Source organism: Thermosporothrix sp. COM3 (assembly GCF_059696735.1).
On the sequence record NZ_AP019376.1, the window covers coordinates 1,639,931 to 1,665,201 of the forward strand.

The 25,271-nt window shown below is 52.4% G+C and carries 21 protein-coding genes; 9 read left to right on the forward strand and 12 right to left on the reverse strand.

Annotated features, from left to right (window positions below):
- Nucleotides 1–20: 20 nt before the first annotated feature.
- From KTH_RS07100 to cofH, 7 genes are all read right to left on the reverse strand, one after another.
- Nucleotides 21–188, reverse strand: a complete 168-nt coding sequence (locus KTH_RS07100; RefSeq protein ID WP_497617489.1) for a hypothetical protein — start codon at nt 186–188, stop codon at nt 21–23.
- A 142-nt stretch (nt 189–330) separates the two neighbouring features.
- Nucleotides 331–1,305 (reverse strand): universal stress protein, encoded by a 975-nt coding sequence (locus KTH_RS07105; protein WP_497617491.1) that lies wholly within the window; start codon nt 1,303–1,305, stop codon nt 331–333.
- A 522-nt stretch (nt 1,306–1,827) separates the two neighbouring features.
- Nucleotides 1,828–2,241: a nitroreductase family deazaflavin-dependent oxidoreductase gene (locus KTH_RS07110; protein ID WP_497617493.1), complete on the reverse strand. Its 414-nt coding sequence runs from the start codon at nt 2,239–2,241 to the stop codon at nt 1,828–1,830.
- A 98-nt stretch (nt 2,242–2,339) separates the two neighbouring features.
- Nucleotides 2,340–3,086 carry a metallophosphoesterase family protein gene (locus tag KTH_RS07115; protein ID WP_497617495.1) on the reverse strand — a complete coding sequence of 249 codons (747 nt, stop codon included), beginning with the start codon at nt 3,084–3,086 and terminating at the stop codon, nt 2,340–2,342.
- A gap of 632 nt (nt 3,087–3,718) precedes the next feature.
- Nucleotides 3,719–4,831 carry a GTP cyclohydrolase II gene (gene ribA, locus KTH_RS07120; protein WP_497617496.1) on the reverse strand — a complete coding sequence of 371 codons (1,113 nt, stop codon included), beginning with the start codon at nt 4,829–4,831 and terminating at the stop codon, nt 3,719–3,721.
- Nucleotides 4,809–5,954, reverse strand: a complete 1,146-nt coding sequence (ribD, locus tag KTH_RS07125; RefSeq protein ID WP_497617498.1) for a bifunctional diaminohydroxyphosphoribosylaminopyrimidine deaminase/5-amino-6-(5-phosphoribosylamino)uracil reductase RibD — start codon at nt 5,952–5,954, stop codon at nt 4,809–4,811. Before ribD ends, ribA begins: the two co-directional genes overlap by 23 nt.
- Nucleotides 5,955–6,012: 58 nt before the next feature.
- Nucleotides 6,013–8,472: a 5-amino-6-(D-ribitylamino)uracil--L-tyrosine 4-hydroxyphenyl transferase CofH gene (gene cofH / locus KTH_RS07130; RefSeq protein WP_497617500.1), complete on the reverse strand. Its 2,460-nt coding sequence runs from the start codon at nt 8,470–8,472 to the stop codon at nt 6,013–6,015.
- A gap of 446 nt (nt 8,473–8,918) precedes the next feature.
- Here cofH and KTH_RS07135 point away from each other — a divergent pair, with 446 nt between their 5' ends.
- Nucleotides 8,919–10,646 carry an ABC transporter ATP-binding protein gene (locus KTH_RS07135; protein ID WP_497617502.1) on the forward strand — a complete coding sequence of 576 codons (1,728 nt, stop codon included), beginning with the start codon at nt 8,919–8,921 and terminating at the stop codon, nt 10,644–10,646.
- Nucleotides 10,643–12,397, forward strand: coding sequence for an ABC transporter ATP-binding protein (locus KTH_RS07140; RefSeq protein WP_497617504.1), 1,755 nt, complete (start codon nt 10,643–10,645; stop codon nt 12,395–12,397). Before KTH_RS07135 ends, KTH_RS07140 begins: the two co-directional genes overlap by 4 nt.
- Nucleotides 12,398–12,481: 84 nt before the next feature.
- Here the strand turns inward: KTH_RS07140 and KTH_RS07145 are convergent, their stop codons facing one another.
- The 3 genes from KTH_RS07145 to KTH_RS07155 all read right to left on the reverse strand — a co-directional run bounded on the left by KTH_RS07145 (nt 12,482) and on the right by KTH_RS07155 (nt 13,808).
- On the reverse strand, nt 12,482–12,691 hold the full coding sequence (locus tag KTH_RS07145; protein ID WP_497617506.1) for a hypothetical protein: 210 nt from the start codon (nt 12,689–12,691) through the stop codon (nt 12,482–12,484).
- Nucleotides 12,692–12,856: 165 nt separating this feature from the next.
- Complete coding sequence (locus KTH_RS07150; RefSeq protein ID WP_497617508.1) at nt 12,857–13,273, reverse strand: VOC family protein; 417 nt, start codon at nt 13,271–13,273, stop codon at nt 12,857–12,859.
- A gap of 13 nt (nt 13,274–13,286) precedes the next feature.
- The gene (locus tag KTH_RS07155) at nt 13,287–13,808 is read right to left on the reverse strand and encodes a helix-turn-helix domain-containing protein (RefSeq protein ID WP_111321758.1); all 522 of its coding nucleotides are present in this window, start codon (nt 13,806–13,808) and stop codon (nt 13,287–13,289) included.
- A gap of 460 nt (nt 13,809–14,268) precedes the next feature.
- Here KTH_RS07155 and KTH_RS07160 point away from each other — a divergent pair, with 460 nt between their 5' ends.
- The 6 genes from KTH_RS07160 to KTH_RS07185 all read left to right on the forward strand — a co-directional run bounded on the left by KTH_RS07160 (nt 14,269) and on the right by KTH_RS07185 (nt 22,673).
- Nucleotides 14,269–15,132, forward strand: a complete 864-nt coding sequence (locus KTH_RS07160; protein WP_497617510.1) for a class I SAM-dependent methyltransferase — start codon at nt 14,269–14,271, stop codon at nt 15,130–15,132.
- A gap of 177 nt (nt 15,133–15,309) precedes the next feature.
- A complete protein-coding gene (locus KTH_RS07165; RefSeq protein ID WP_497617512.1) occupies nt 15,310–18,459 on the forward strand; it encodes a winged helix-turn-helix domain-containing protein in 3,150 nt (1,049 codons plus the stop codon).
- Nucleotides 18,460–18,594: 135 nt separating this feature from the next.
- The gene (locus KTH_RS07170) at nt 18,595–19,590 is read left to right on the forward strand and encodes an ABC transporter ATP-binding protein (protein WP_497617514.1); all 996 of its coding nucleotides are present in this window, start codon (nt 18,595–18,597) and stop codon (nt 19,588–19,590) included.
- 16 nt (nt 19,591–19,606) lie between these two features.
- Nucleotides 19,607–20,431, forward strand: coding sequence for an ABC transporter permease (locus KTH_RS07175; RefSeq protein ID WP_497617516.1), 825 nt, complete (start codon nt 19,607–19,609; stop codon nt 20,429–20,431).
- Between the two features lie 452 nt (nt 20,432–20,883).
- Nucleotides 20,884–21,360, forward strand: a complete 477-nt coding sequence (locus KTH_RS07180) for a hypothetical protein (RefSeq protein WP_497617517.1) — start codon at nt 20,884–20,886, stop codon at nt 21,358–21,360.
- Entirely contained in the window at nt 21,342–22,673 is a 1,332-nt protein-coding gene (locus KTH_RS07185) for a glutathionylspermidine synthase family protein (RefSeq protein ID WP_497617519.1), read from the forward strand. The genes KTH_RS07180 and KTH_RS07185 overlap by 19 nt, the downstream gene beginning before the upstream one ends.
- A gap of 45 nt (nt 22,674–22,718) precedes the next feature.
- Here KTH_RS07185 and KTH_RS07190 read toward each other — a convergent pair whose 3' ends face one another.
- Both KTH_RS07190 and KTH_RS07195 read right to left on the reverse strand, forming a co-directional pair.
- The gene (locus tag KTH_RS07190) at nt 22,719–23,237 is read right to left on the reverse strand and encodes a DinB family protein (RefSeq protein ID WP_497617521.1); all 519 of its coding nucleotides are present in this window, start codon (nt 23,235–23,237) and stop codon (nt 22,719–22,721) included.
- A gap of 604 nt (nt 23,238–23,841) precedes the next feature.
- Entirely contained in the window at nt 23,842–24,561 is a 720-nt protein-coding gene (locus KTH_RS07195; protein WP_111321746.1) for a class I SAM-dependent methyltransferase, read from the reverse strand.
- 155 nt (nt 24,562–24,716) lie between these two features.
- Here KTH_RS07195 and KTH_RS07200 point away from each other — a divergent pair, with 155 nt between their 5' ends.
- The gene (locus tag KTH_RS07200) at nt 24,717–25,166 is read left to right on the forward strand and encodes an HIT family protein (protein ID WP_497617523.1); all 450 of its coding nucleotides are present in this window, start codon (nt 24,717–24,719) and stop codon (nt 25,164–25,166) included.
- Nucleotides 25,167–25,271: the final 105 nt, after the last annotated feature.

Sequence of the window (25,271 nt, forward strand, 5' to 3'; positions counted from 1 at the left end):
TGTCTGCTTTCAAACGGCCATCAAGGCGGATGCAAGCAGCGGCCCCGTGGCAATACCCGCACCATCTGAGGTCTCAGGGTGGGCAATGCTGGAAGCAGGCTCTCACCCGGGTAGACACAAGCGCTCGGCAAGCCGATTGCAGGGAAGGCCGGGAGAAAGCACACAAGCAGCAGCAGTATTTCCAGCAACAGTGCTCTCCTCCAAACAGGTATTCAAGGCGAAAAGATCGCCCCTGTTATGAGAGATACCCCTGTCGTTGAACAAAGCGGAAAAACAGAGTCTTAAAATCATAGAAAAGGGCTACGCATCAATGGACGTAGCCCTTTTCTTCTATGCTTGAGGCTGTTTTTGTGCCTCTTCCGGGCGATAGATCAACAGTGGATGTTGCGAGGTCGAGAGCACCCGATCAGCAGCGCTCCCAATAATCCAGCGAGACAGGGCACTGCGCCCATGCGTTGCCAGTGCCAGAATAGCCCCTTCGCCAGCTTGCTCACAGGACTTTGCGGTATCGAGCAAGACCGATGCGACATCACTCCCGCTCAAAACTACGGTCTCGATCTGACAGGAAAGTTGCGCGCCTACTTCTTTCTCTATTCGCTGCTTTACTTCGTTCAGATACTTTTCCGCACCCAGTTTCGCGAATTCCTTCATCTGCTTCTCATGTCTCCCGCTCTCATCTCTTCCCCTCAAGGTACTCTGCGATACAACGTGGATCAATCGTACTTTGCCGGGCTTCGGTGAGGAGAGGAGAGATGAAAGATAGACCGCCGGTTTTAGCAGCGTTTCGGCTCCCGGACCGCCGTCAAGCGCCACCAGAGCACTGATCTGCTGCCCCGCCTGGACGCGCTGCACGATGCTCTGTTCGGCCTTTTCCTGGAGAATCAGGGTCGGCACTGTGCTATGACGAGCCACCTGAGCGGCAACGCTTCCCATCACCCAGCGCTGCAAGCCACTTGCACCATGACTGCACAGTACAATGAGGTCGCACTTCTGCTCGGTCGCTACTTCCATAATGGTATCAGGGGCATTGCCACGCGCCAGCAGCGAGCTCAGTGACACTTGCTCTTTCTGGCCAAGCGCTTCTATTTTCTGCATGTATTTCTGCGCATCTTGCTGCTCCTGCTCAACATATTCCCCTATCACCATTGGAGCCTGTAACATAGTCCATGCATAATCAGTGCCCGATGAAAGGACATTCAACACAAGAACTGAGGCTCCTGTGGCTCGGGCAATGCGAAACGCGACAGGAAGCGCCTTCTCGGCAACTTCTGAGCGATCCAGCGGCACAAGGATACGCTTGAACATACCTTTGCTCTCTTTCTTACCTATTTTTCATTCCCCTACTCTAGAATACGTATGCCACAAACAAGAGGAGTCACTGAACAATAAGGAGATTTCTCAGAGGAGGGAACAGTTTAAGTGGAATTGGTGGAATTGTATATGCAGCAAAAATGCATAAAATATCCTGAATAGTGCTATGGAGGGAGCTGAAGACCTTTTCTATGAGAAAAGTGCAGAACTGCTAGCCATTTTGGCTGTTTTGCTTGCAACTACTTTCACCATGTGAGATACTCTTTTGCAGAGTAAGTATGTTCTGAAGGGGTGAGTATGTATTCTGCTGGTTCTGCATTTGTTTTTTGGCTAGTTGAACGCGTGCTTCTGTTGTGCCGCCTGCTCCTGGAGCGATTTCGCGTGGCTCAGCAGCTACATAGATGCAGCGATCAGCCAGATACAACTGGAATCTCTCAGGGACACAGAAACGCCTGCCTGACGGCTCCCTCACGAGAACCAGAGAGGCAGGCAAACACTCGGATGCGTGCTTCCTCACTACAAGCGCTCCCGAGGCGTCAGGACAATAAGCGGGATCTGGCGCGACGTTTTCGCCTGATGCTCAAGCAGGAAGGGAAAGGCTGTCACGGCTTTCTGCCACATGCGTTCCCGCTCCTCACCTTCGAGCACGGTTGCACGCGCCTCAAAGGTCTCGTCACCTCGCTCAACCGTCACTTCAGGATGGGCAACGAGGTTATGATACCAGGCCGGGTGCTTCGGAGCTCCGAGATACGAGGCAAATATCAGCATCCGTTCGCCTTCAGGCAGGTAGCCAAGCGGCGTGGTATGCGGCTTTCCGCTACGTGCTCCCTTTGTGGTCAGAAGCAGCAGCGGCGTATTCGCGAATGGACCGCCGACTTTTCCCCGATTCGCCCGGAACTCCTCAATAACCTTGCGATTGTAGTCGTTCATGTACATCCTCCTTCCTTTCCGGAACCTTGCTTTAGTATAGCACCGGTTCAGGAAGTATCACGTCCTCTATACGCATTTTTGTGTACGCACATCGAGCATCAATCGATACGCCACTTTTGCAACCACCATGCTTTATGGGGCATCGAAGAGCGCTCAAGCGCCTGAACGAGCTGCCTGCCATCGAGCGGCGTGCGACGAAGCTCAAGCGAGATCCGTCCCTGCTCAACACGCAGAATTGCGTACTCGGCCCAACAAACATTCTGGTTCTGCGGCAGTTCAGGGCTCCCTGCATTAACACCCGGCAGGCCAACGGCACCACAATTGAGAATCCATGAGTCCTGATAGCGCCGCACCATCTGAATATGTGTGTGACCACCCGCCATGACCGTCGCCGTCTGCCCTTGCAGCATACGTGCAACCTCATCGTCAGGCGTGACCGCCGCAATGACATCATCAAATGAGCGCGGAGAGCCATGAAAGCAGAGCAGCGAGTTTTCCTGCGGAAGCGGCACATGCAGCGTCGACGGGAGGGACCGAATAAAGGCGTGATCACTCTCCGAAAGCTGTTCGGCACTCCATAACGCCAGCTCATAGAAGATACGATGCCGCTCGGCCTCACTCTCACGAGCGAGTAACGGGTCTTCTAACCATGCATCGGTATTCCCTAAAATAACCGGACACTGGAGCTGCCTGAGACGCTCAATTACTTCCGCAGGCTGTGGCCCCAGTGCACATATATCGCCGAGGCATAGCAAGCGGTCAACCTGTTCCTGTTCCAGTTCGGCCAGAACAGTTTGCAGCGCAACAAAATTTCCGTGTACATCTGAAAAAATCCCTATTTTCATATGTTACACCTTCCTTCTTCTCTTTTTCTGCTTGTTTGCTCTTGTTGCAGATAGCAAAAGTGATACTTCTGATCCCTGCTTATTTCGTCTGCCTCCTTTCCTTTCAACAAAGTACATAATTTCTCTTATATATCTTTACTCCTGGATAGAAGTAATGGTATATAAAATATGTGCTACCTCTTATTCGCTCGTAGATGTTTTTGTGAGAGGTACACATTTTGGAACTCAGTCCACAGGCAAAGTTAGCGGCAATTGAACGGGAAGCCCGAAAAATCGGGGCCCGGCTTGAGTGTCGTGTAGAAGGATGTGGATGTGTCAGGGGATATGAACAACCAGTGTATGGGCTTGTCTACAAAGACAATTGGTATCCACTTATACTCCCTGAGTCATACATCTTCTCAGACACGAGACGGCTTCAGCAGTGGATCAAGATCAATATCCTTCATCTTTAAAAGAAACAACATCAGTCGAGTAGAGCGGCTTCGTAAGCGGGAAGACGGCTTTTCACTTTGTTAAGGTGTCTCGTAGCTATCTCTTGGTAGAATAGATTGAGTGTAGAAGAGGTAGCACGGGAGCAGCGGGAAGATCCCCCCTTCCTGCTGCTCTTTCCCATATGCTCCTGCAATCAGTTGCTACTCCGCAAACAGGCTCAAGAGATGGCCCATATGCTGATACTTCGTTTGTAAATAGGCTCTATTCGCGCTGTCAGGCACGATCTCTAGCGGCACTCGCTCAACCTGAAAACCGCTTTCCTGCACTACCTGTAGCTTTTTCGGATTGTTCGTCAGCAGGCGAAGCGAGCGCAATTTCAGATGACGTAGAATCTCTATAGCGCTGGTATAGTCGCGTGCATCGACCGGATATCCCAGTTGCACGTTTGCTTCAATCGTGTTAAGGCCGCGCTCCTGCAAACGATACGCCTGTAATTTGCCGCTCAAGCCAATTCCCCGCCCCTCTTGCGGTAAATAGATTATCATACCGCGTCCCTCCTGCGCAATCTCTTTGAGCGCTGCTTGAAGCTGCGCACGACAATCGCAACGCAATGAGCCAAATACGTCGCCGGTTTTACATTCAGAATGCAGGCGCACAAGCGGAGGAGGATCGCCTGTTAGATCCCCGAGCAGGAGCACAAGATAGGGGAGCCCCGTCTCATGCTCCTGATAATGCTGCAAACGGAATGGAGCATAGATAGTCGGTAGCTGTATTTCTGTAATCAGGCTGACACGGCGGGCCTTTCGGTATTGCCTGATTGCCTCGATAGAAGTAATACCGCAATCCAGATGCATTACCAGTTCCAGCAACGCGATATCATCGACCGCACTCCGCACCTCGTAGAGCACCGCAACCTCTTCCAGACCAGCAATGCGCAGGAGATCAAGCGCCGCTTCCTCATAGCCAGCAGCATCAACCCGCATGAGAAGCGGTTCCTGATCGTCAGTACAGGCAGATAGAAAAACCAGCCTGCGGATCTCTTGTACCAGGCTGGCAGGTTCACCAGCCCGAGCGCGAGGCGTCAGCCGGCAAGCATCCAGACGGGCATGACGCAACAGGACGCGCAGTTCACCACCCGCAATCAACAGCAAGCGAGTAACTGTTTCAGCAGTGACAAATTGCCCGGCCTGACAGAGTACCGGCGGATCATCGCGCAGGCCAGCATACAACAGCACCGGGCGCCCTTCCTGCAACATACGAGCAGCATGCAGCACCGAAAACTGATTGGCCTCAGTTCCCATTTCCCGGACCATAGTATATATCTCCCTCTATCAACATATCATGCTCGACTATCTCTGTATACATATGCTGTAGCTGAAATGCATCGGACATCAGGGCCAGACCGACGCCTGCGACCGGTGAACTGGCAGTGGAGCCGCCTACCACTTTTGGTGCAATAAAGACCTGCACATGATCGACCAGCCGACAATCAAGGGCACTCCCCAGCAGGTGACTTCCCCCTTCAAGCAACACGTGCATACAATCTTTTTCCTGAGCCAACAACCGCAATGCAGCATCCAGATCCACCTGATTACGCGCGTCAAGCGGTGCGGCAAGCACAGAGACACCACGCTCACGCAGGCGCTGAAGGAGCTCACGGCGCTCACTTCCTTCGCCAACGATCAGGCAGGTTCCCTCAGCCAGCTCGGACGAGAAGAGCCGACTCTGTTGCGGTACATCGCCCGAAGCGGATATCACAACGCGCAGTGGCCCCTGACGCGGCTTACCACGCAGCTTTTCAGGCAAGCGAACCGTTAATTGTGGGTCATCCTGGCGCAGCGTCCCTGCGCCAACCAGAATCGCATCAACCCGGTCACGAAGCTGATGCACCCGCAAACGCGACCGCGGGCCACTGATCCAGCGCGAGTCCCCTGTGCGTGTCGCCAGCTTGCCATCAAGCGTCATGGCCCACTTTGCCGTTACATAGGGCCTGCCTTTCGAGATATAGGAGAGAAACGGCTGAATTATTTCGCGAGCTTCCTCTTCACCAACACCCACTGTCACCTCAATTCCAGCAGCGCGTAATTGCGCAATCCCTTGCTCACACACGTGGGGGTTCGGATCACAGATCGCCACAACAACACGGCGAATCCCCGCTGCAATCACCGCTTCCGTGCATGGAGGTGTGTGCCGGGTAATACAACAAGGCTCCAGCGTGACATAGAGCGTCGCCCCTCTTGCCCGTTCTCCGGCCTCACGTAACGCGAACACTTCGGCATGCGGGCCATAGGGGGGAGCAGTTGCCCCCTGCCCGATGACCTCGCCATCACGCACCACAACAGCACCTACCGGTGGCCGAGGGCTGGTGCGCCCCTCGACACTTCGTGCACAGGCCAGTGCCTGGCGCATCGCTGCCGCATCATCCGGAACCATCATATACCACCAATCTCTCGCCTTTACGTAAACTGGTTTGCACAAACTGGTCTCATCCAAACTAGTTTATATTTTGAGCATTTGAAGTCGGGCGCTTGCTACGCATGTAGCGTTTGATAGGAGTCAAAACAATTGGCTGCAGCTCTGGAGCGGCCAGTGAAGCCCGATAGCGCTCCTCGGGTACATCGCCATAGAGCGTCGTACGCTGCCGTGGAACTCGTTTAATCAAACTAATCAGTTGCTCCATCCGTGCCGGGGGAAGCTCCTGGCCGAGCTCTCCGCCAGCAGCTCGTGTAATACTCTCATTCATCAAAGTTCCACCCATGTCGTTCGCACCCGCTTGCAAACACACCTGCACGCCCTCGGGGCTCATCTTGACCCACGATACCTGGATGCTTGTAATATATGGGTGTAGCACCAGACGAGACACAGCGTGCATCAATACGGCCTCGCGGAAGGTCGGTCCCTTACGCGCGCGCCCCTTCCAGTACAGTGGAGCCTCCATATGCACAAATGGGAGCGGGACAAATTCCGTAAAGCCGCCTGTTCGCTTTTGGAGATTGCGAATCCGCAACAGGTGCCGCGCCCAATGGACTGGTCGCTCAACATGACCATACATGATCGTCGCGGTCGTGCGAAGGCCGATCCCATGCGCCTCCTCAATAACCGAGAGCCACTGTTCCGTGTTGAGCTTGTCGGGACAGATCAGCGCTCGAATCTCGTCGTCCAGGATCTCGGCAGCAGTCCCGGGAAGCGTCCCGAGCCCGGCATCCTTCAATTGCCGCAAGAACTCGCGTACGCTGAGCCCAAGCGTTTGCGCTCCCTGCCAGACCTCAAGCGGCGAGAAGGCGTGAATATGGATCTCCGGCACCGCTTCCTTGATTGCTCGACACATGTTGAGGTACGTCTGACCCGTGTACTCAGGGTGAATGCCGCCTTGCATACAGACCTCGGTTGCGCCACGCTCCCACGCCTCTTTTGCCCGCCGGACCACCTCTTCCAGAGCAAGATCATATGGCGTTCCACGCAGGTTTTCGCTCAATTTCCCTTTCGAGAAGGCACAAAACTGACAACGGAAGTAACAAATGTTGGTATAGTTGATATTGCGATTGACCACGTAGGTGACCGTGTCGCCGCACACCCGCTTGCGAAGCTCGTCCGCTGCCTGGCAGATTGCTGCAAAGTCGTCGCCCCTTGCCTCAAAAAGGCGCACAATCTCGTGCTCATTGAGATCCTCCCCCTCAGTCGCCCGTGCAATCAACTCACGCACCACTGCGGTAGAGCGCTCAGGTGGCCTCCGATGCAGCACGAGATCCTTTTCAAGGGGAAGTTGCACGCTTGTTCCCGGTGACCACGTATCAACCCGAGCCAGACCATCACTGTCGAGCTGCTGCAAGACCAACGGTGCAACCTTTGGATCGAGCCACTCATGCGGCTTCAATGCATATTCCGGGTAGATTGTCAGGCGCTCAACCAGCTCCTTACCCACACTATTGGTGCGCTCTGCCAGCTCGTCGAGATGCGGCCATCGCGCCTCGGGATTCACGTGATCGGGCGTCACAGGTGAGATACCACCCCAATCGTTCAGCCCTGCGCCCACCAGCCGTTCATAGACGCCAGGGCTAAGGTTGGGAGGCGCTTCAATATTCATCCGAGGACCAAAAAGCAGCCGTGCAACAGCAATGGTCCATAACAGCTCTTCCAACGCGGGTTCAGGCGCTTTCGCCATGCGTGTTCCCGGTTTGGCACGGAAGTTTTGAATGATCAATTCTTGAATGTGCCCATACTGACGATGCAGCTCACGCAGCGCTAGAAGCGACTCGATACGCTCAAGGCGCGTCTCACCGATACCGATCAGTATGCCAGTAGTAAAGGGGATACGCAGCTCGCCCGCTTGCCGAATCGTTTCCAGACGCACCGACGGCTCCTTGTCCGGCGAGCCATAATGGGGCCCACCGCGCTCAGAAAGCCGCCTGGACGCACTTTCAAGCATTATGCCCTGCGAAGCCGTCACCGTGCGCAGAGCAGCCAGCTCAGCAGCACTCAACACGCCCGGGTTCGCATGGGGCAACAGCCCGGTCTCCTTCAGAACCAGCCCGGCCATCTCGACCAGATATGAGATCGTCGTTTCGTGACCCAGGTCAGCCAGCTCCTGCACGACCACCTTATAACGCAGCTCCGGCTTGTCGCCAAGCGTGAAGAGCGCTTCTTTACAACCTGCCTGAACACCTGCTCTGGCGATCTCAAGCACCTCATCTGGCGTTAGATAGGAGCGCTTCCCCCGCACCGGAGGCTTTGTAAACGTGCAATAGTGACAAACATCGCGACAAAGCTGTGTAAGCGGTATGAACACTTTACGCGAATAGGAAATACGCTGATGATGGCCTTGATCTCGCAATTGTGATGCTACACCTAATAGCGTAGGCATATCATCAAAAGTTGCCAGTTCCAGCGCTTCAGTAGCGGAGAGTTCAGACCCTTGTAAGACACTCTGAAGCAAGTTCTCTACGGCTTGATGCATGCAAACGTGTTCCTTTCTGAAAAACAGTTTGTCTCTCTGAGCAGGGACATACCATTCAATTAGCTCGGGAAGCAGCCTCACGCTTTATCGCCATGTGCAAGAGACCTTGATGTGCTGACCGTGTCCCCCGGCACGATAGCACAGCATAATACATCTCTATCCTACATTCTTTTTTATCCCTTTTTCAAGTATTCTTCTCTTTCTCTACCTCTTACCTTTTCCCACAAACTCTTCTAGAGAAAGTATACCGATTCTCAGTTGATCTGCTCAGATGCCCGAAGACCAACCACTTTGCAGCAAGCAGGGCTTGACAGACACCCGATGCAGCGGTTACTATATCGAACACAGATATATCGATCGCGGATATAACGATAACCGATACATCGAATATGGATACTAAAAATGTTCTACTCCAATACCACTACTCTCACTAAAAAGGGGACAGAATGAAACGCTACCTGATCCTGTTGCGGACCTACCTTTTTTCGCAGCGCTTCAATGTCTGCATACTTGCTCTCTTACTCCTGGGAGGCATCGGCCTTGAACTGCTCAGCCCGCTTCTTCTGCAAAATTTTATAGATACACTTCAATATCCAAGTAGTTCTTTCTTTATTCCAGTACTCCTTTTCTTCTGCTTTACCATTTTCAATCAACTGTGCACTACCTTTGCAAGCTACCTGAGCGAGGCTGTTGGCTGGCGAGCGACGAACGAGCTGCGCGTTGACCTGACACTCCACTGTCTCAATCTGGATATGCATTTCCATAAAGCGCACACGCCAGGCGAGCTTCTTGAGCGCGTTGACGGGGATATCGCCACGCTCTCAGACTTCTTTTCCAACTTCGTGTTCGTCATGCTTGGTCGCTTTCTGCTCTTGCTTGGCATCATCGTAATTGCGTTTATGGCTGATTGGCGTGCCGGGCTGCTTTTTCTCATATTCACCATTTTCCTGTTCTCGCTCTTCAAGCCGATTCAAAAAAGAGGTGTACCAATGTTTCAGGCAGCTCGACAGGCCGATGCAGAGCTTGCCAGTTTCTTTGAAGAACGGCTTTCCAGCCTTGAGGATATCAGTGGGAACGGCGCACAGCCCTACGTTATGGAACGGCTGAACAGGCTCTCCCGACGCATTCTGCACACAGCCCGCTTGAGTAGCGTCTATGGCCGTCTGTTCTCGGGAGCGCTTGAAATCGGGGCAAAGGCGCTGATGGCTGCAATTCTTACGCTCGGGGCCTACCTGTCGCGACATGGACAGATGAGCCTTGGCACAATATACGCCACTTTTTTCTACACAAATTTGCTGACGAATAGCCTGATCGAGATCACCTTCCATCTTGATGGATTTCAGAAGGCGCTGGCAAGCATCCAACGCGTTACGGAGCTCCACAGCGCCACAAGCGCTATCGTCGATGGAGAAGGGGGCCTCTTACCAGATGGACCGCTTGCCCTTCGTTTTGAGCATGTCACTTTTGGGTACGCTCCAGAAAAACTGGTACTTCATGATATCTCATTTGAGCTACGATCAGGCCGTACACTCGGGATACTCGGGAGAACTGGAAGTGGCAAAACCACCCTTACGCGTCTGCTCTATCGAGGCTATGACGTGCAGCAGGGGGCGATTCTGCTTGGCAACACGGATATACGGAGGACAACCCGTGCGGAACTATGTGCCCGCATTGGCGTCGTCACGCAGGATGTCCAGCTTTTTCAAGCAAGCATCCGAGAAAATCTGACGCTCTTCAATCCGAACATCTCAGACACAGAAATCATGCACGCGCTCGCTGAGCTTCACCTGACGCAATGGCTTGCAGAGCAGCCGCATGGCCTGGATACTGTGCTGACAGAAGGCGGCGGAATGCTCTCATCAGGAGAGGCTCAGTTGCTGGCTTTTGCGCGCGTGTTTCTGCACAATCCTGATATCGTCATCCTCGATGAAGCCTCATCTCGACTCGATCCAGCGACAGAAAGACTGCTTCAACAGGCAATTGGGCGCTTGCTTCAGGGCCGAACGGGGATCATCATCGCGCACCACCTGGACACCATTCAACGCGTCGATGACATCCTGATCCTTGAGGATGGCCACATCCGCGAACATGGCGAGCGTCACCTGCTTGCTTCTGATCCCACATCACGCTTCTCACAGCTCATCCAGAGCGGCCTGACGGAGGTTATCGCATGAAAAACGGGCTCTTCAAAATCATTATGTACGCTCCACAGCTCTATCTGCTGAATGCCCTTTTGCAGATCTTTCGCAGCATTTTTCTTCTTCTACCTGGCCCGATCATCGCGGCGTTTTTCGATTCAATCAGTCATCGGCACCAATCGGGCTGGAATCTCTGGACGCTCGGGGCGCTTCTGGTGGGTGCTGGCATCGCCAGAGTGCTTGCTATGTTGAGCAGCGTTGCCACAGACACAACGTGCGTTGAAACAGGGAAGGCGCTTTTGCGGCGCAATGTCTTCCAGCAGATCATCATGAAAACAGGAGCCCGGACGCTTCCAGCCTCTTCCGGAGACATGTTAAACCGCTTCAGAGAGGATGCACATCAGGTTTCAGAGCCGATTGTCTATAACCTTATGGCCTTTGGTGCAGGTGTACAGGCACTGATCGCCATCATTACGCTGTTATCAATTAATCCGCTTATCACCATTGTTGCACTTATTCCGATGATAGGTTCAAATATCCTGATGGAGCGCATGACAACTCGCATTCGCGCCTACCATCGGGAGAGCAGACAGGCAGCAGGAGCTGTCAGCTCCTTTCTCGGAGAAGTACTGAAAAATACGCAGGCGATTCAGCTTACAGGGACACAGCAGTATGTGATCGCACATCTACGCCATTTGAATGAGAAGCGCCGTCAGACCACACTCAAAAGCCTCTTTTTTACGAATGTTGTACTTGTTTCTGTCTCTCGCAATACTACGAATATTGCGTTCGGGATCATCCTGCTTCTGGCGGCTCAGGCAATGCAACAGGGTTCGTTTACTGTTGGGGAACTTGCCTTCTTTATCCTGTACCTGGACCAGATCACCGCGTTCATTGCTCAGTTCAGCATCGGGCTGGCAAAAAGGAAGCAGGCAGGAGTTTCTTTACAGCGATTACAGGCAATCTTGCCCGCAGATGTGCCTGAGAATGCCGTTGTAGATCAGAGTCCACTTCATCTTCGTGGCACATATCCCGCCTTGCCACAGCCTCAGAGGCAGGCTGAACCGCTTACGCGTCTGGAGGCGCGCAACCTGACGTACCTGCACCCGCAAAGCAAAAAGGGGATCGAGGATATCAGCTTTCTGCTGCTTCGGGGCACCTGCACGGTTGTCACAGGGCGGATTGGTTCGGGGAAATCAACGCTGTTGCGCTCGCTCCTGGGGCTGCTTCCCGCAAGTGGAGCGATCTACTGGAACGGTCAACAGATCACGAACCCGGCCAGCTTCTTCGTCCCCCCACAGAGCGCCTACACGCCACAGGTGCCCCGTCTATGCAGTGAGACGCTCAGGCAGAACATTCTGATGGGGCTTCCTGACGAGCCAGAGCGCTTGCATGCTGCCATTCATGCCGCTGTGATGGAGAGAGATATTCAGATGCTTGAGAAAGGGCTAGAAACGGTTGTCGGGCCGAAGGGAACCAAACTTTCAGGAGGACAGATTCAGCGAACGGCGGCGGCTCGAATGTTCTTACGCGAGCCTGATCTACTTGTTTTTGATGATCTTTCCAGCGCTCTCGACGTAGAGACTGAACGACAGCTCTGGGAACGCCTTTTCACCAATCGAGCACATACCTGCTTGCTTGTATCACATCGGCGTTTCGCGCTGCAACAGGCTGATCAGATCCTTGTGCTACAGGATGGACGTCTTGTGGCCGCTGGACCGCTTGAGCAATTGCTTGAGACCAGCGAAGCAATGCGTTCTCTCTGGAATGGAACGATTGAAAGTTGAAGTTCAGCAAATCACAGCTACCCCGACAGTCTTCCCTCCCTGCCGGGGAATCAACTGGCTCTATAAATAGAGGACAAGCGCATTCTAGTTTATGCTGGAAGTGTCAAAGAGCGAGTTCGCCAGCAGGGTAAAGATAGCATCCTCTTCCTGCTCAAGTTCTTCGAGTGTGCGCGTTTTCTGATCCTCAATCGGAAGCTCGTCATGCTCAAGCCACCCCCGCACATGCTGCTCGATCGCTGGATGCGAATGCAGAATAGCTGAAACGGTACTGGTAATATGTTGAGCAATGGTCATGGTGTGTTCTCCTTTTGTGTTGTTGCTATGAAGTATAGGTGGAAGTTGTCGCAAGCATATCATCTATTTGTCACAAAGTTGTCGCAAACATGGTGCATGAGGAGATCGCACCATTCGCCTCGCTTCATAGCAGGCAAGCAAGAACACACCACGACACTTTGAGGGTTAAGCCGTTCGCGGCCAGGTTGCTTCTAAGATGATGCCGTTGTTATCAGGGAAGACAAACGTTCCCAGCTCAGGGATATCTGTAATGGGCGTGCCAACCCGCTCCAGGCGCTCGCGCAGTGCTCTGGCGGCTGCTTCATCTCTCAGGCGAACCGCAATATGCATCAGGAATGCCGTCGGATCGACCTCAGCAAGCGTCTGAGCCCCCTTGCCGACGGTTGGTCGCTCGAAAAAGTGGAAGCCCCACGTGTCCTCATCATTTTCCTTGACCAGGATCAAGCAATGTCGTCCTCGTCCCTCTTTTGAGGGAGCAACAGCACTTATAGTCATCTGTAGAACATCGCGATAAAACTGGATGGTTGCATCCAGATTCGCGGTTGCCAGTGCAATATGATGAATTCCATTCCACATACTCATTTTGTATTTTCCTTTATACTAAAAAGAGAGCAATAAACGTATGTTGTCGTTGAGGGCGTTGGGTTTGCGCTGCTCGCTGACGCGCTCGTTCTACAAATGCTCCGGGTGTCATTCCCGACCAAAACGAGAATTCACGAATCAGGTGCGCCTGATCCTGATATCCGAACCGAATAGCATCCGCCTCCTGTCCTTGCAACAGGGCATCACGTGCAGCCTCGAAGCGCAACAGGCGAGCAAAGACTTTCGGAGCGAGGCCCATTCGTCGCTTGAAACGCCGCTCAAACTGACGCAGCGAGAGGCCACAATGAGCGGCCAACTCTTCCATACGTACATGACCATGCGTCTCATAGAGCCGTTCCAGCGCTCTTTGTATCAGCTCTCGATCAGCTCGAGACCATTGCCGCAAGTTTCCAAGCGCCTCATGCACCGTTCGAGCATAGCAACTACGCATAACCGTTGTCTCAAGCGTGCGAGCAAAGTGCGCCCAGATTCCGGGTTCAGCAAATCTGGTCCGCAGACAGGTGCTATGAAACATGTTCGCCCTCCATTCTTCCTACGCAGCATACCATAAAGTGCGTACGCAGTATTGTTAAAAAACGTCATTTTATACATATTGGTCCTTGATTTCGGTAACATTTTCCTGTATACTGGTAGCTAGATTACATAGGAGAAAGCAAACAGATGGGTCGCGATTCACAAAGCGCCTGGTTTTTAACGGTTTTACGCAAAAACGGATAATTCGCTGCTTACCGGTTCCTCGCGTCGATGGTAAGCAGCGGGAAAGACGCAACAGATATGTCGTACGCTTGGAGTACGGTTTTCTCCGCCTGCTCTGATCGTTCCTTTCTTCTGCCTTCCCGCACTACGCCTCGCATCAGCCATTACATCACATCATAGACACTTTTTGACCTTCAACACCCAAATGAGCTCTCTTACCTCCACGAGGGATCGGCATAGCATGTTTTAGCGCAGTAGAAAGGAAATAAATTCACTATATGGATAAGAAAGCACACGAAGAGAATAGGCTTTCCTGGAATGCAGCAACGGCTGCACACAACAGCCACAAAGGCGATCAAGCTGCCTTCTTTCGACGGGGCGGCTCAACCCTGTTCCCGGAAGAACGCGAGCTCCTGGGCGACGTGAATGGTCTCTCTGTCGTTCACCTGCAATGCAATTCTGGCCAGGATAGCCTGAGCATTGCCCGCCTGGGCGCATCTGTCACCGGAGTCGATATCAGCGACACAGCGATTGATTTTGCCCGGAGCCTCTCGCAGGAGAGCGGCATTCCCGCCACGTTCCACCGCATGGATGTTTACGACTGGCTTGCAGAGGCGGCTCACGACTCACAACGCTTTGACATCGTCTTCTGCTCGTATGGCGCTTTATGCTGGCTTTCTGACCTGCCTCTCTGGGCGCAAGGCATCGCAGCCGTTCTCAAGCCGGGAGGCCGCTTTATCGTCATCGATTTTCACCCGGTCTGCATGCTCTATGAATGGGACATGGAGCGCCGCTATCCCTACTTTACGGAGGGCCGTGCGTTCACCGAAGAAAGCGGCGTGGGCGATTACGTCGCGCTCTCAGACACAGGGCTGCTGTTCGGCACATCGGGCGAAGAAGGCGTGAAGGATTTCAAGAACCCGCATCGGAGCCACCTCTATTCGTGGAACATCTCTGAGATCCTCGGCGCCCTGCTCGGAAGCGGCCTGACACTCACTGACTTCAAGGAGTATCCATACGCTAACGGGTTCAAGCCATTCCAGAATATGCAGGAATTGCCTGACCAGCGCTGGCAACTCCCGCCAGAACAGCCGAATTTGCCGCTGATGTACTCGATAGTGGCACAAAAAGCTGTACGCTAAAATAACGAGCGTAGTTGAGGGCATGCCATTGAGTGCATGCCCTTTTTTCACCCGTACACCGGCAGGAAATACCAGAAATAATGAGGAATCATTCCTGTATTACCTAAAGCCGGGTTATGTGATATACTTTGCATGAGTTATTGAGAAGGTGCCGCATCGCAAGCGGAAAGGAGAAGCATGCCCCGAAGAACGCCCCATGCTGTACGCTGGTCACCCCAAACTCACAGCTATGAAATCATCAAAAATGATACCCGGGATCTCCTTATTCCAGATACTCCCGCCTGGTTTTCCTGGCTGGAAAGCATCACCTCTTTTGCCTTTTACAGCCAATCGGGCGCATATTGTACCGCGCGTAAAGAAGCGATCAAGCAGAGCGGGAGTTACTGGTATGCGTACCGCTCGATCCAGAGGCGTACAAGCAAGCAGTATATTGGCCGCACCTCCGAAGTCACCATTGCACGGCTGGAAGAAGTCACCGAGCGCTTTCAGCACACAGAAGCATCACAAGCAGCCGAGCACGAGTCCATTCCGCCTTTGCTTGAAGTAAAGTTGCATCCGCCCCGACTCCCAAAGGGCCTTATCTCGCGCCCTGAGCTCTTTCAACGCCTCGATGATTGGCAGTCGTATCGCCTTACCTTACTTTCGGCTCCGGCAGGTTTCGGCAAGTCAACACTTCTCAACCAGTGGCTGAGCGAGCGCCAAACAAGCATACGGGCAGTCTGGGTCGCGCTAGACAGTGGGGACAATGATCCCCTCCGCTTCTGGTATACCATTCTGCATGCCTGTCAGAGCTGGCTTCAGACCACAGATGATAGACTGGCATCCCTGCTTCACGCGGCCTCTCCGCTTGCATTTCAGCCACTCTCTCTCGAAGAGATCATTGCGACATTTCTCAACAAACTCGCATCCGACACCAGCGGAAACCTGCTTGTGCTCGAAGATTACCACTTTATCACTAATACCAGAATTCACGAGTTGCTCGACTTTTTTATCACACATCTCCCCCAAAATATGCATGTCATCCTTCTTTCTCGCCATGAACCACCTCTCCCCTTAGCGAGGCTGCGTGCCCGCGGAGAGCTCAACGAGTTTCAAGCGACCGACCTGCGCTTCTCTTTGTCAGAAACGGAGGCCTTTTTATGGCAAACAGCCTCGCTTTCTCTTCCATCAGAAACGCTTGAGCAGCTTCATGAGCGTGTGGAAGGCTGGCCGACCGGACTCCGCCTGCTATCGCTTTCGCTCCAACGACAACAGACGCAAGAGCAGATACAACATACAATATCCCATTTCAACGGCACACAGCGACAGGTCCGAGAGTATTTCGTGCTCGAAGTGCTGCAAGCGCTTCCTGAGCCGCTGCAAACCTTCCTGCTCTGTACAAGTATTCTCCCGCGCCTGCACCCTTCCCTCTGTGCGGAGGTGAGCGGCAACCAGGAGAGCGGGGCGCTTCTAGAGGCGATGGAGCGTACAAACGGCTTTCTTGAGACGCTTGATGATGAGTGGTATCGCTACCATGCCCTTTTTGCCGAGGCGATGCAGCATGAGGCACGACGGCAACTGGGAGAAGACGAGATTCGCCGCCTGTACTCGATCGCTGCTCGCTGGTTGATGGAACACGATTTTCAGGCAGAAGCAATTGAAGCCGCACTAAAAGCAGAGGACTATGAGTGTGCTTGCGCTTTTATTAAGCGCTATATCAGCAAATATCTCCAATTTCAAGCGATACACGAATATATCACTATATCGCAATGGATACAGCAACTCCCTTCACATTATCTACACAATTCTGCTGAACTTTGCCTTACAAAAGCGATGGTATTGTTCTTTAAGCACGATGAAGAAGCAGAGCTTCGTAGTGATATTCAGCATCAAGCAACCGAGCTCCTCAACCGGGCCGAGGCTCTCTGTCAGGAAACGGAAAATGATGCAATTCAGGCACAAATTGACGCTTTTCGAGCCATGCTCGATTTTCGGTTCAATCAGCAAGAACTGGCAGTCATCTATGCATCCAGAGCGCTTGAAAAGCTAGCAGAGACCGCGACAGGTTGGCGCGCTAGCAGTCTCATGGTCCTGGGCGTCTCTTCGTTGCAACAGGGACAACTGGATCAGGCCAGAGGCTACCTTGAGCAAGCACAGCAGCAGTGGCGTGCAGTTGGCAGCGCTGACGCGGCTCGTGGAATGTCGTTTCTGCTGGCGATGCTCTGTATTGAGCAGGGAAAGCTCCATCAGGCAATCAAATACTATCAGGAGTTCGAGCAGAGTCAGGGCCCTGAGCCGATCAATGAGCGGATGCAGGCTTATGCTATTGCCTCTCTGGGACAAACGCAGATTCTCTATGAGTGGAATGACCAGCATGCGATGCAGCAAAAAATGCAGGATTTATTGGGCGTGATTGAACAGGCCGAGGCAAACATCTACGAGTTTCTCACCATACCTATCAAAATTACTGAAGCCCGTTTGCTCCACCTTGAGGGAAAAACCGAACAGGCATGCTCTATTCTGTCCCAACTACTCAAATATTGGAGTAACATGCAACCGTCATTCTCACACCTGTTCCACTCCGATATACTCGTAAGTTATGTACAGTACACCCTTTTACTCGGTGACACAGCGACTGCGCAATATTGGCTAGAAACATTTATGAGTAAGCAGGGTATTCGAGCGCTTCCAGCTCCCGATCAACCGGCGGCCGCCCCGATTCAGGAACACAGCACAACACTATTCAATGGCGCTCTGTCAGACACCTTACACGAGCAGCTTTCCCTGTTGCATGCTCGCATTCTCCTGTTTCAGGGTGAGTCTGAAAAGGTGCTACATCTTCTGTCGAGTATGCTTGCAAGCGCAATAGAAGCGGGACGAATCCGCAGTGCACTTCAGATAAAGCTGTTGCTAGCCCGGGCTTACGCCGCATTGGAGCAACCAATCAGGGCCAGAACACTCCTGCAAGAAACGCTTGAGGCTGCATACCCCGAGGGCTTCCAGCGTCTCTTTCTTGATGAAGGACCGGCCTTACAAGCCCTTTTACGTGATTCGTTGCCCTATTTCACCAGCCCAACGATCCGCAAATACGCGCATGATCTGATACAAAGTATGCCCTGTCCCGCAACAGTAGTAACTGAACTCTCTCCTTTACAGGACTCGCTATCTCAGCAGGAATTACGCGTATTGCGCCTCCTTTCTTCCGGACTCTCCAATGCTGAAATTGCCCGGGAACATATTGTTTCCATCAATACAATACGTTCGCAGGTACAGAGCATTTACCGCAAGCTTCAGGTTCATAACAGACATGCAGCAAGCGAGACAGCGCGGCGCCTGGGATTACTCTAATCCATTCAGCACCTCCCGCGAAATCATCCTCTCTCTTCGTCACGAAGGATGATGTGTTTTCATCCTTTCCCCTTCTATACTTGTGAGCGAACCCCGGTACTTCTTAAACATATAGCTAGAAAGGCCTTATGAAAAATGGTACGACAATCTGTTTTAAGTACATACGATGGTGTACGCTCACAACAAAAAACTCCTTCTGAAGCAATCGTGTTTGTACAGGATCTGGTCAAGCGGTATAAGAAATCATCAAAGAACGCGGTCGATCACATCTCCTTTGAGGTCGCATCAGGTTCGCTCTTCGCGTTTCTCGGACCCAACGGAGCGGGTAAGACAACCTCAATCTCCATTCTGACCACGACCCTGGCTCCGACCAGTGGCACTGTGCGCATTGCCGGGTATGATCTGGCAACACAGGCAAACGAGGTACGAAAACATATCGGTATCGTGTTTCAGAAACCAACCCTGGACCTTCACCTGACAGCCGAAGAGAACGTACGTTTACATGCAACCCTGTACGGCATTTACCCCTATCGCATGACATACCGCATGATGCCAAAGGCTTACCGTGATCAGATTCAGGAACTGGCGGAAATGCTCGGCATCGCGGACAGCCTGTTTAAGCCGGTGAAAACCTTTTCTGGTGGCATGAAACGCAAGCTTGAAATCGCCCGCAGCCTGCTTCATAATCCTGACGTGCTTTTCCTCGACGAGCCAACAGCGGGCCTTGACCCTGAAAGTCGGCGGCGACTCTGGGATTACCTGCGAGAGGTTCGCGCACAGAAAGGCATCACCATTTTTCTCACAACACACTACCTTGAAGAGGCCGAGGGAGCCGATGCGCTCTGCATTCTGAATCATGGACACATCGTCGCTAAGGGCTCTCCGCAACAGATCAAGGATGAGCTTACGCAGTCGAAACTTCTTCTTCATGCCGACGATCGCGAAAGTCTGCGAGCAGAATTACAGGCACTTGGCTTGCCCTTTGTGGAAGAAGAGCTTTTCTCGATTTCGCTGGCCAATCAGCAGATGCATAAGGTGCTCAAGGCAATTGAGACGCCACTTACCACCGTAAAAACCTTCACCCCTTCTTTAGAAGACGTTTACCTCCAAATCATCCGGCAAGAGGACTAAAAAGGAGTAATTATACATGATACAGACTATTATCCGCCCGGAAGTAAAACAGGTGCGCTTTGTGACATGGAATGCAATGATGACTATCGCAGGACGCGATATTCTACGCTTCCTGCGCGATCCCATGCGCCTGATCTTCTCATTAATCTTACCACTCATCCTTGTTGGTGGGCTTACCGGGACGCTTCAGAGCAATCTCGGGCGAGCAGTCAACTATGATCTGACGACCTTCAGCATTATTGGTATGCTGGCAATGAACCTGTTTCAAACGCCGATGATGGGCATTACCTCTCTGATCGAGGAAAGAGAAACCGATTTCTCTCAGGAGCTCTTTATTGCGCCGGTCTCGCGTTACGCAATCATTTTCGGCAAGATTCTTGGCGAAACAACAGTCGCGCTTGTCCAATGCATTGAGATCATTCTTTCAGGACTGTTGCTCTTCGGCCTGCATCTTTCGCTCACAGCCGCGCTCTTGCTCATCCCAGCGGCTCTGGCTACCTGTCTGTTTGGAGGCGCATTCGGCACATTGCTTGCGTCGCTCTCCAGCAGCGCTCGTGCCGCATCGCAGCTCATCCCTTTCCTTATTATGCCGCAATTTCTGCTATCAGGTGTATTCACACCCATACGTGTGCTTCCCTGGTACCTGGACATTCTTTCAAAACTCACGCCGCTCCGCTATGTTGTTGATCTACTTCGCGGCATCATCTATATAGGTGATCCAGCTTATAACCAGATTGTGTTAATGAATCCGATCTTCAATCTGCTGATTATCGGCGTGCTCTTCGTCATTTTTATGGTGGCCGGGACCTACCTGTTTGTGCGTAATGAACGGAATCGCTAAAGTGTCTTTGCCCTGTCTCCCGGGGCAAGGCACCTCTTTTGAGCAGAAAAAAACCGCCCGTATCTCATCGGGCGGCTTCCAGTGAGTTCAGGGGTAGTTGACGTACTAATAACGACTCATCAACTCAACGTGCAACCAGTATAGCAAAAACAATACCCGTTCGTGTTAAAAAAATATAAAAATTACGCCATTTCACATCATTTTCCGCAAGAACCCCCTCTGTTACCAGTACTCTCATACGTCGCTGCTGCCTGATCTGACCTTCTCAAAAAAGAGAGGTACGTCATAGCGCAGCCCTCACTTTTCTGCTACACTCCCTTTGACAGGAAAAATACCCTCGTGATTTGATTGGAGTACTCATTTCTCGTATCCATTCTATATCAGTCCCTTTTCGCAAGCGGTATCCTGTGCCAGAACTCCAGAGAAGAAGGGAGCAAGGGAAGAAGCAATATATGCAAGAAGAAATAAAGAAGGATCTACAGACGAACGAGGGACCAGTTGTAGAGACACAAGGAACGCACAATAGCAAAGCAGAGCAAACGAGCGTACAGGGAACGACCTTTTTTCCGGTTGCTACAAACGTCGAGTATAAGCCGTTTCAGCCACCTGCGGAACGCAAAGCCTGGTACCTTCCTTCCAGTGTGGCACGGATCGTTTCAGCGGTTGGTCTGGGTGCAGCCCTGCTTATGCCGTTGAGCTCATGCGGTCGTCCAAACGAGGATTGCCCTCCTGAAGCCACCGCAAAGCCACAGGTAAGCGGCACCACGCCGATCAAATATATGGCCAGTAATGGAGCTTATTTCCTCTGGATACCGGCGCTCGGCGGTTGGGTGCCCAGTGACGACGGGATTCACCCGAATCCCGGCAAGCTCACCGTCGGCACCAGCGGAGCAGCAGGTATCGGTACCGATTGTTACAATGGGGGGTAATTGTGGTGACCAGCCACTCCGCAGATTTTACCAGTCAATACCGAGAATGGCGACGTGCGTACTATAATCGCTTTCCCGAATTCTGGGGTACGCTCCCCGGTCTGAAAGTGGAAGAGTACGCGTTATATGGAGCGCTTGTTCTTCCGCCCGAACATGTTCAGGCGCTCCGCATGGCTGCAAGCCGGCTCTATCGCCTGATGACGCGCCTTGCTCAGGTCCTCCAACAGGCCGACGATCAGGCATTACGAGATATCGGTATTCCAGAGGCAGCTATTCCCTACGCACATATTGTTATTCCAGAAATGCCAGCGGTCATGTGCGGACGCTACGAGTTTTTAATGACGGCTGCTGGACCAAAACTCCTTGAATTTAATGCCGAAACACCGACGGTTGTGGTTGAGCTCTTCCATATGAACAGTCAGGTGTGTACTGATTTTGGGCTACGCGATCCCAATGTACATTGTGAAGCGCAACTGGCACAGGCAATTCAGTCCAGCATTGAAGGGGCTCTCCGCTGGCTTAAGCAGCGCCCGGAACAGGCGACGATCATTTTCAGTTCGTCAACAGACAAGGAAGAGCGCGGCACAACCGAGTTTTACCGTCACCTGCTTGAAAGCCGGGGGCCTCTGCCCTATCAAACCGCCTATCAGAGCCTTGAGGCGCTTCGTGTGACCGATGATGCCCTGCTCACTGCCGAGGGAAAACGCGTTGACGTGCTCTACAAGCTCTATCCAACTGAATACCTGATTGAGGATGAGTCATCCGACGGAACCCCGATCGGGCTGGCATTGTTGGAACTGGTTCGCAGGCGACAGCTCGCCATTATCAATCCGCCGACCGCTTTTGTGCTACAGAACAAAGCGCTGGTCGCGGTCCTCTGGGCCCTGCATCTTGCGCAAAGCGAGCTCTTCACGCAGGAAGAGCACCAATGGATTGAGCAGTATCTTCTTCCAACATATCTCGCGCCACACGATGCCCAGGGACAGCCATTCATTCAGGGAAGGCACGTCATCAAGCCTGTATATGGGCGTGAAGGTATCTCGATCACCGTGTGTCATCGGGGTGAAGTGGTTGAGCAGAGTGACCTGAATTTTTACAGTGATCAGGTCATGGTGTATCAACAGTATGCGGAGCCGCCTACAACCACAATCCAGACAGAAGACGGGCGCACCGAAGTCAACCTTGTGCATAACTGCTTCGTTGTCGCCGGAGAGCCCTCGGCAGTAGGTGTACGGGCAGCGCGTAAGCTGATCTTTGACGACTTCTCATATTTCCTGCCTGTTTGCTATCCGGATCAGCCAGTGCAGAAATAGAAGTATGGGACTGCGACGGACAAGCGTGCAGTCCCATTTTTTGTCCTACATAGGATAGCCACGGCCACCTTGCAGCCCCTTCAAGACTGAAATTTCACCACACATATTATCGATATGGCCGAGAACCAGTCGATTGAGAATAGAGACCACCGTCATTTGACCCAGACCAAAGCTGGAAAGATCAACCACGCGTTCCAATTCTGGCTCAAGCAATGAGGCCAGATAGGCATCAGTCGCAGCATGAACGGCCTGTGCATAGGCCCTCAAAGCGGGAAGATCGACCTTCACTCGACGCGCCCATTCTGCTGTAGAAAGCGGTTGTATCTCGCTGATACCCGTTTTTCCTTCCCACGCACTGGCATATAGCGGGGCCTCACCGCGCAGCGCCATCTGAATCGCCACATCTTCGCTCACGATCGCATGGACATATGTCGCGGCAAGCGGGTTCGCGGTTCCGGGAGGTGTCCAATGCGCCTGCTCACTCGTTACATCAGTCATTGTTGCCTCAAGAAAATCATGTGCCTGTTGTACCTGTTCGCGCAGAAGTGTTGTTGCTTTCATCATTCGAAGTCCTTTCTTGCTTTTGGCTGTTGCAAGACCCCTCAAAGGGTCCGCGTTGCTCTGATCATACGGCCCGGCACACTGCCATTTCCAGCAAAAGCGCTGCCAGCTACTGCCAATTTCCCGATTTTGCATCGCTTCTGACTCATTTCGATAAAGAGAGAAAGCCGATATCGCGACTTCTTCTTTTTCTACATGTTTTTCTCTGTAGAAATGCAGTTCGTCAATTTATTGACATGTCAGCATTAGTCTCTATGATTAGTGGAATAGAAAAACGGAGTGCATTATTCTCTCTTTGAGAGAGGATTGTTGAGGAAATGGATACGTTCGTAAGGCGCAACGGGCGCTCTTAGCCCATGTGTTGCAAAGGCCTGGCTTGCATCGTGTCTCTCCGGGCGTTTTCCCTTTCAATACGCAAGTCAGCCAGCCCCCCAAGCGCCCGGGCTTCCATCAAGAAGGGGAGCTTCGCGAAATGTTGTTCCGAGCATGGCACGATATCCGGATAGCCACTATATAGGGAGAGTCTCGCACCGCCCAGGAAGCCTAATCAGTGCCTGATGAATACCTCACTCATGAAGAGGTAATCCATTCTTCAGTATTTCAGCAATTATTCCATCGCGACTGCACGTACAATCAACAGCGAGGGAATTTCCTGATTGCCGGGTACCTGTTTCAGGCGCCTGTCACCGGCACGCGGTTCAAGCATTCGGGTAAGCGCAAACCGCGCATCAATTAACGCGTTCGTATATGAGCTCAGTGTACGGTGGTAGGCTCCCACACGGCTTCTCACGCCGCCTGAAGTCGATTTCCAGAACCCTTCTCGGGTATAGCGGCTGATCACACGTGCTGGCTTTCCCTGCTCGTTTGCTATCCAGCCCGCCTCAGGAGCCTCAAAACAGGGATGCATAATCGCAAAAACCAGCCAGCCACCGGCTTTGAGCACGCGCCGCGCCGTGTGAAAGACTGCCCGATGGTCAGGGATATCCATCAGAGCCAGAATGCAGACGCACCCATCAAAGGTATGATCCGGCAGTGAACGAGCTTCCTGAGCGTCATCGTGTAGATATACAATGCCCTCAGGCTCTTTATACTCTCGTGCCCGAGCAAGCTGGCCCTCAGCATAATCGATCCCTGTAACCCGAGCGCCCCTGTTTGCCAGCATTCGGGCAAACCAGCCCTGCCCGCAAGCCAGATCACAAACATGCTGTCCCTGCACATCACCGGTACATTCCAGCAATGATGGAAGAAGCATATCAGAATAGAACGGATTTTCCTGTATATATTGATCATACCATGTGACGATTTCGTTATATGCTGCATTCTCCATGTCATTTTCTCCTTATACTGGCATTTGTTACCTGTTCACTCACTTTTCGCGGAAAAGATGGTAGTACAAAAGGTACGCTCTTTAAGACAAGCCTTCCTTTTTGCTGTTCAGCATAGTATACTCAGAAAAAAGCTTCAAGGAAAGATGAAAAGTGTATGGAATGTCTTACCTGCCTGAATTTGAGTGGCGAACGGCCTATCACGCCGGTTCCTCCCGTGTATCGCGGTACCTGCTGGCAAGTCGAGCATGGCTATCCCTGTGCAAGCCTCGGCTGGTTTGTTATCCTGCCCTTTCGCCATGTCGAAGCGCTTCACGAGCTAACCCGAGAAGAGTTCCATGAGTTGGCAGACATCCAATATGCACTTGCACATGCTATGGGCCAGGATAGTTCCATACAAAAAGAGTATCTCGTATGTTTTGGTGAGAAAAAGGGATTCGCGCATGTCCACTTTCATATGCTCGCTCGTCCGCGCGATCTCCCGGAAGAGCTCCGAGGTCCACACCTGTTTATGCAACAGCAAGTCGATAGAGCAGAGGCGCTTCCTATCAAGGCCCTGCAAGCGTACTGTGAGATCTTCGCCCGCAGGCTGCAAGGGCTCGCGTAACCGTACCAGCCTTTTGATAGAAAAGTGGCAGCACAGGAGCATCGTTTCAAAACTGGTGAGAAACTTTCGGGCTATTCCTGGTGATGCAGTTGCATATTTATGCTA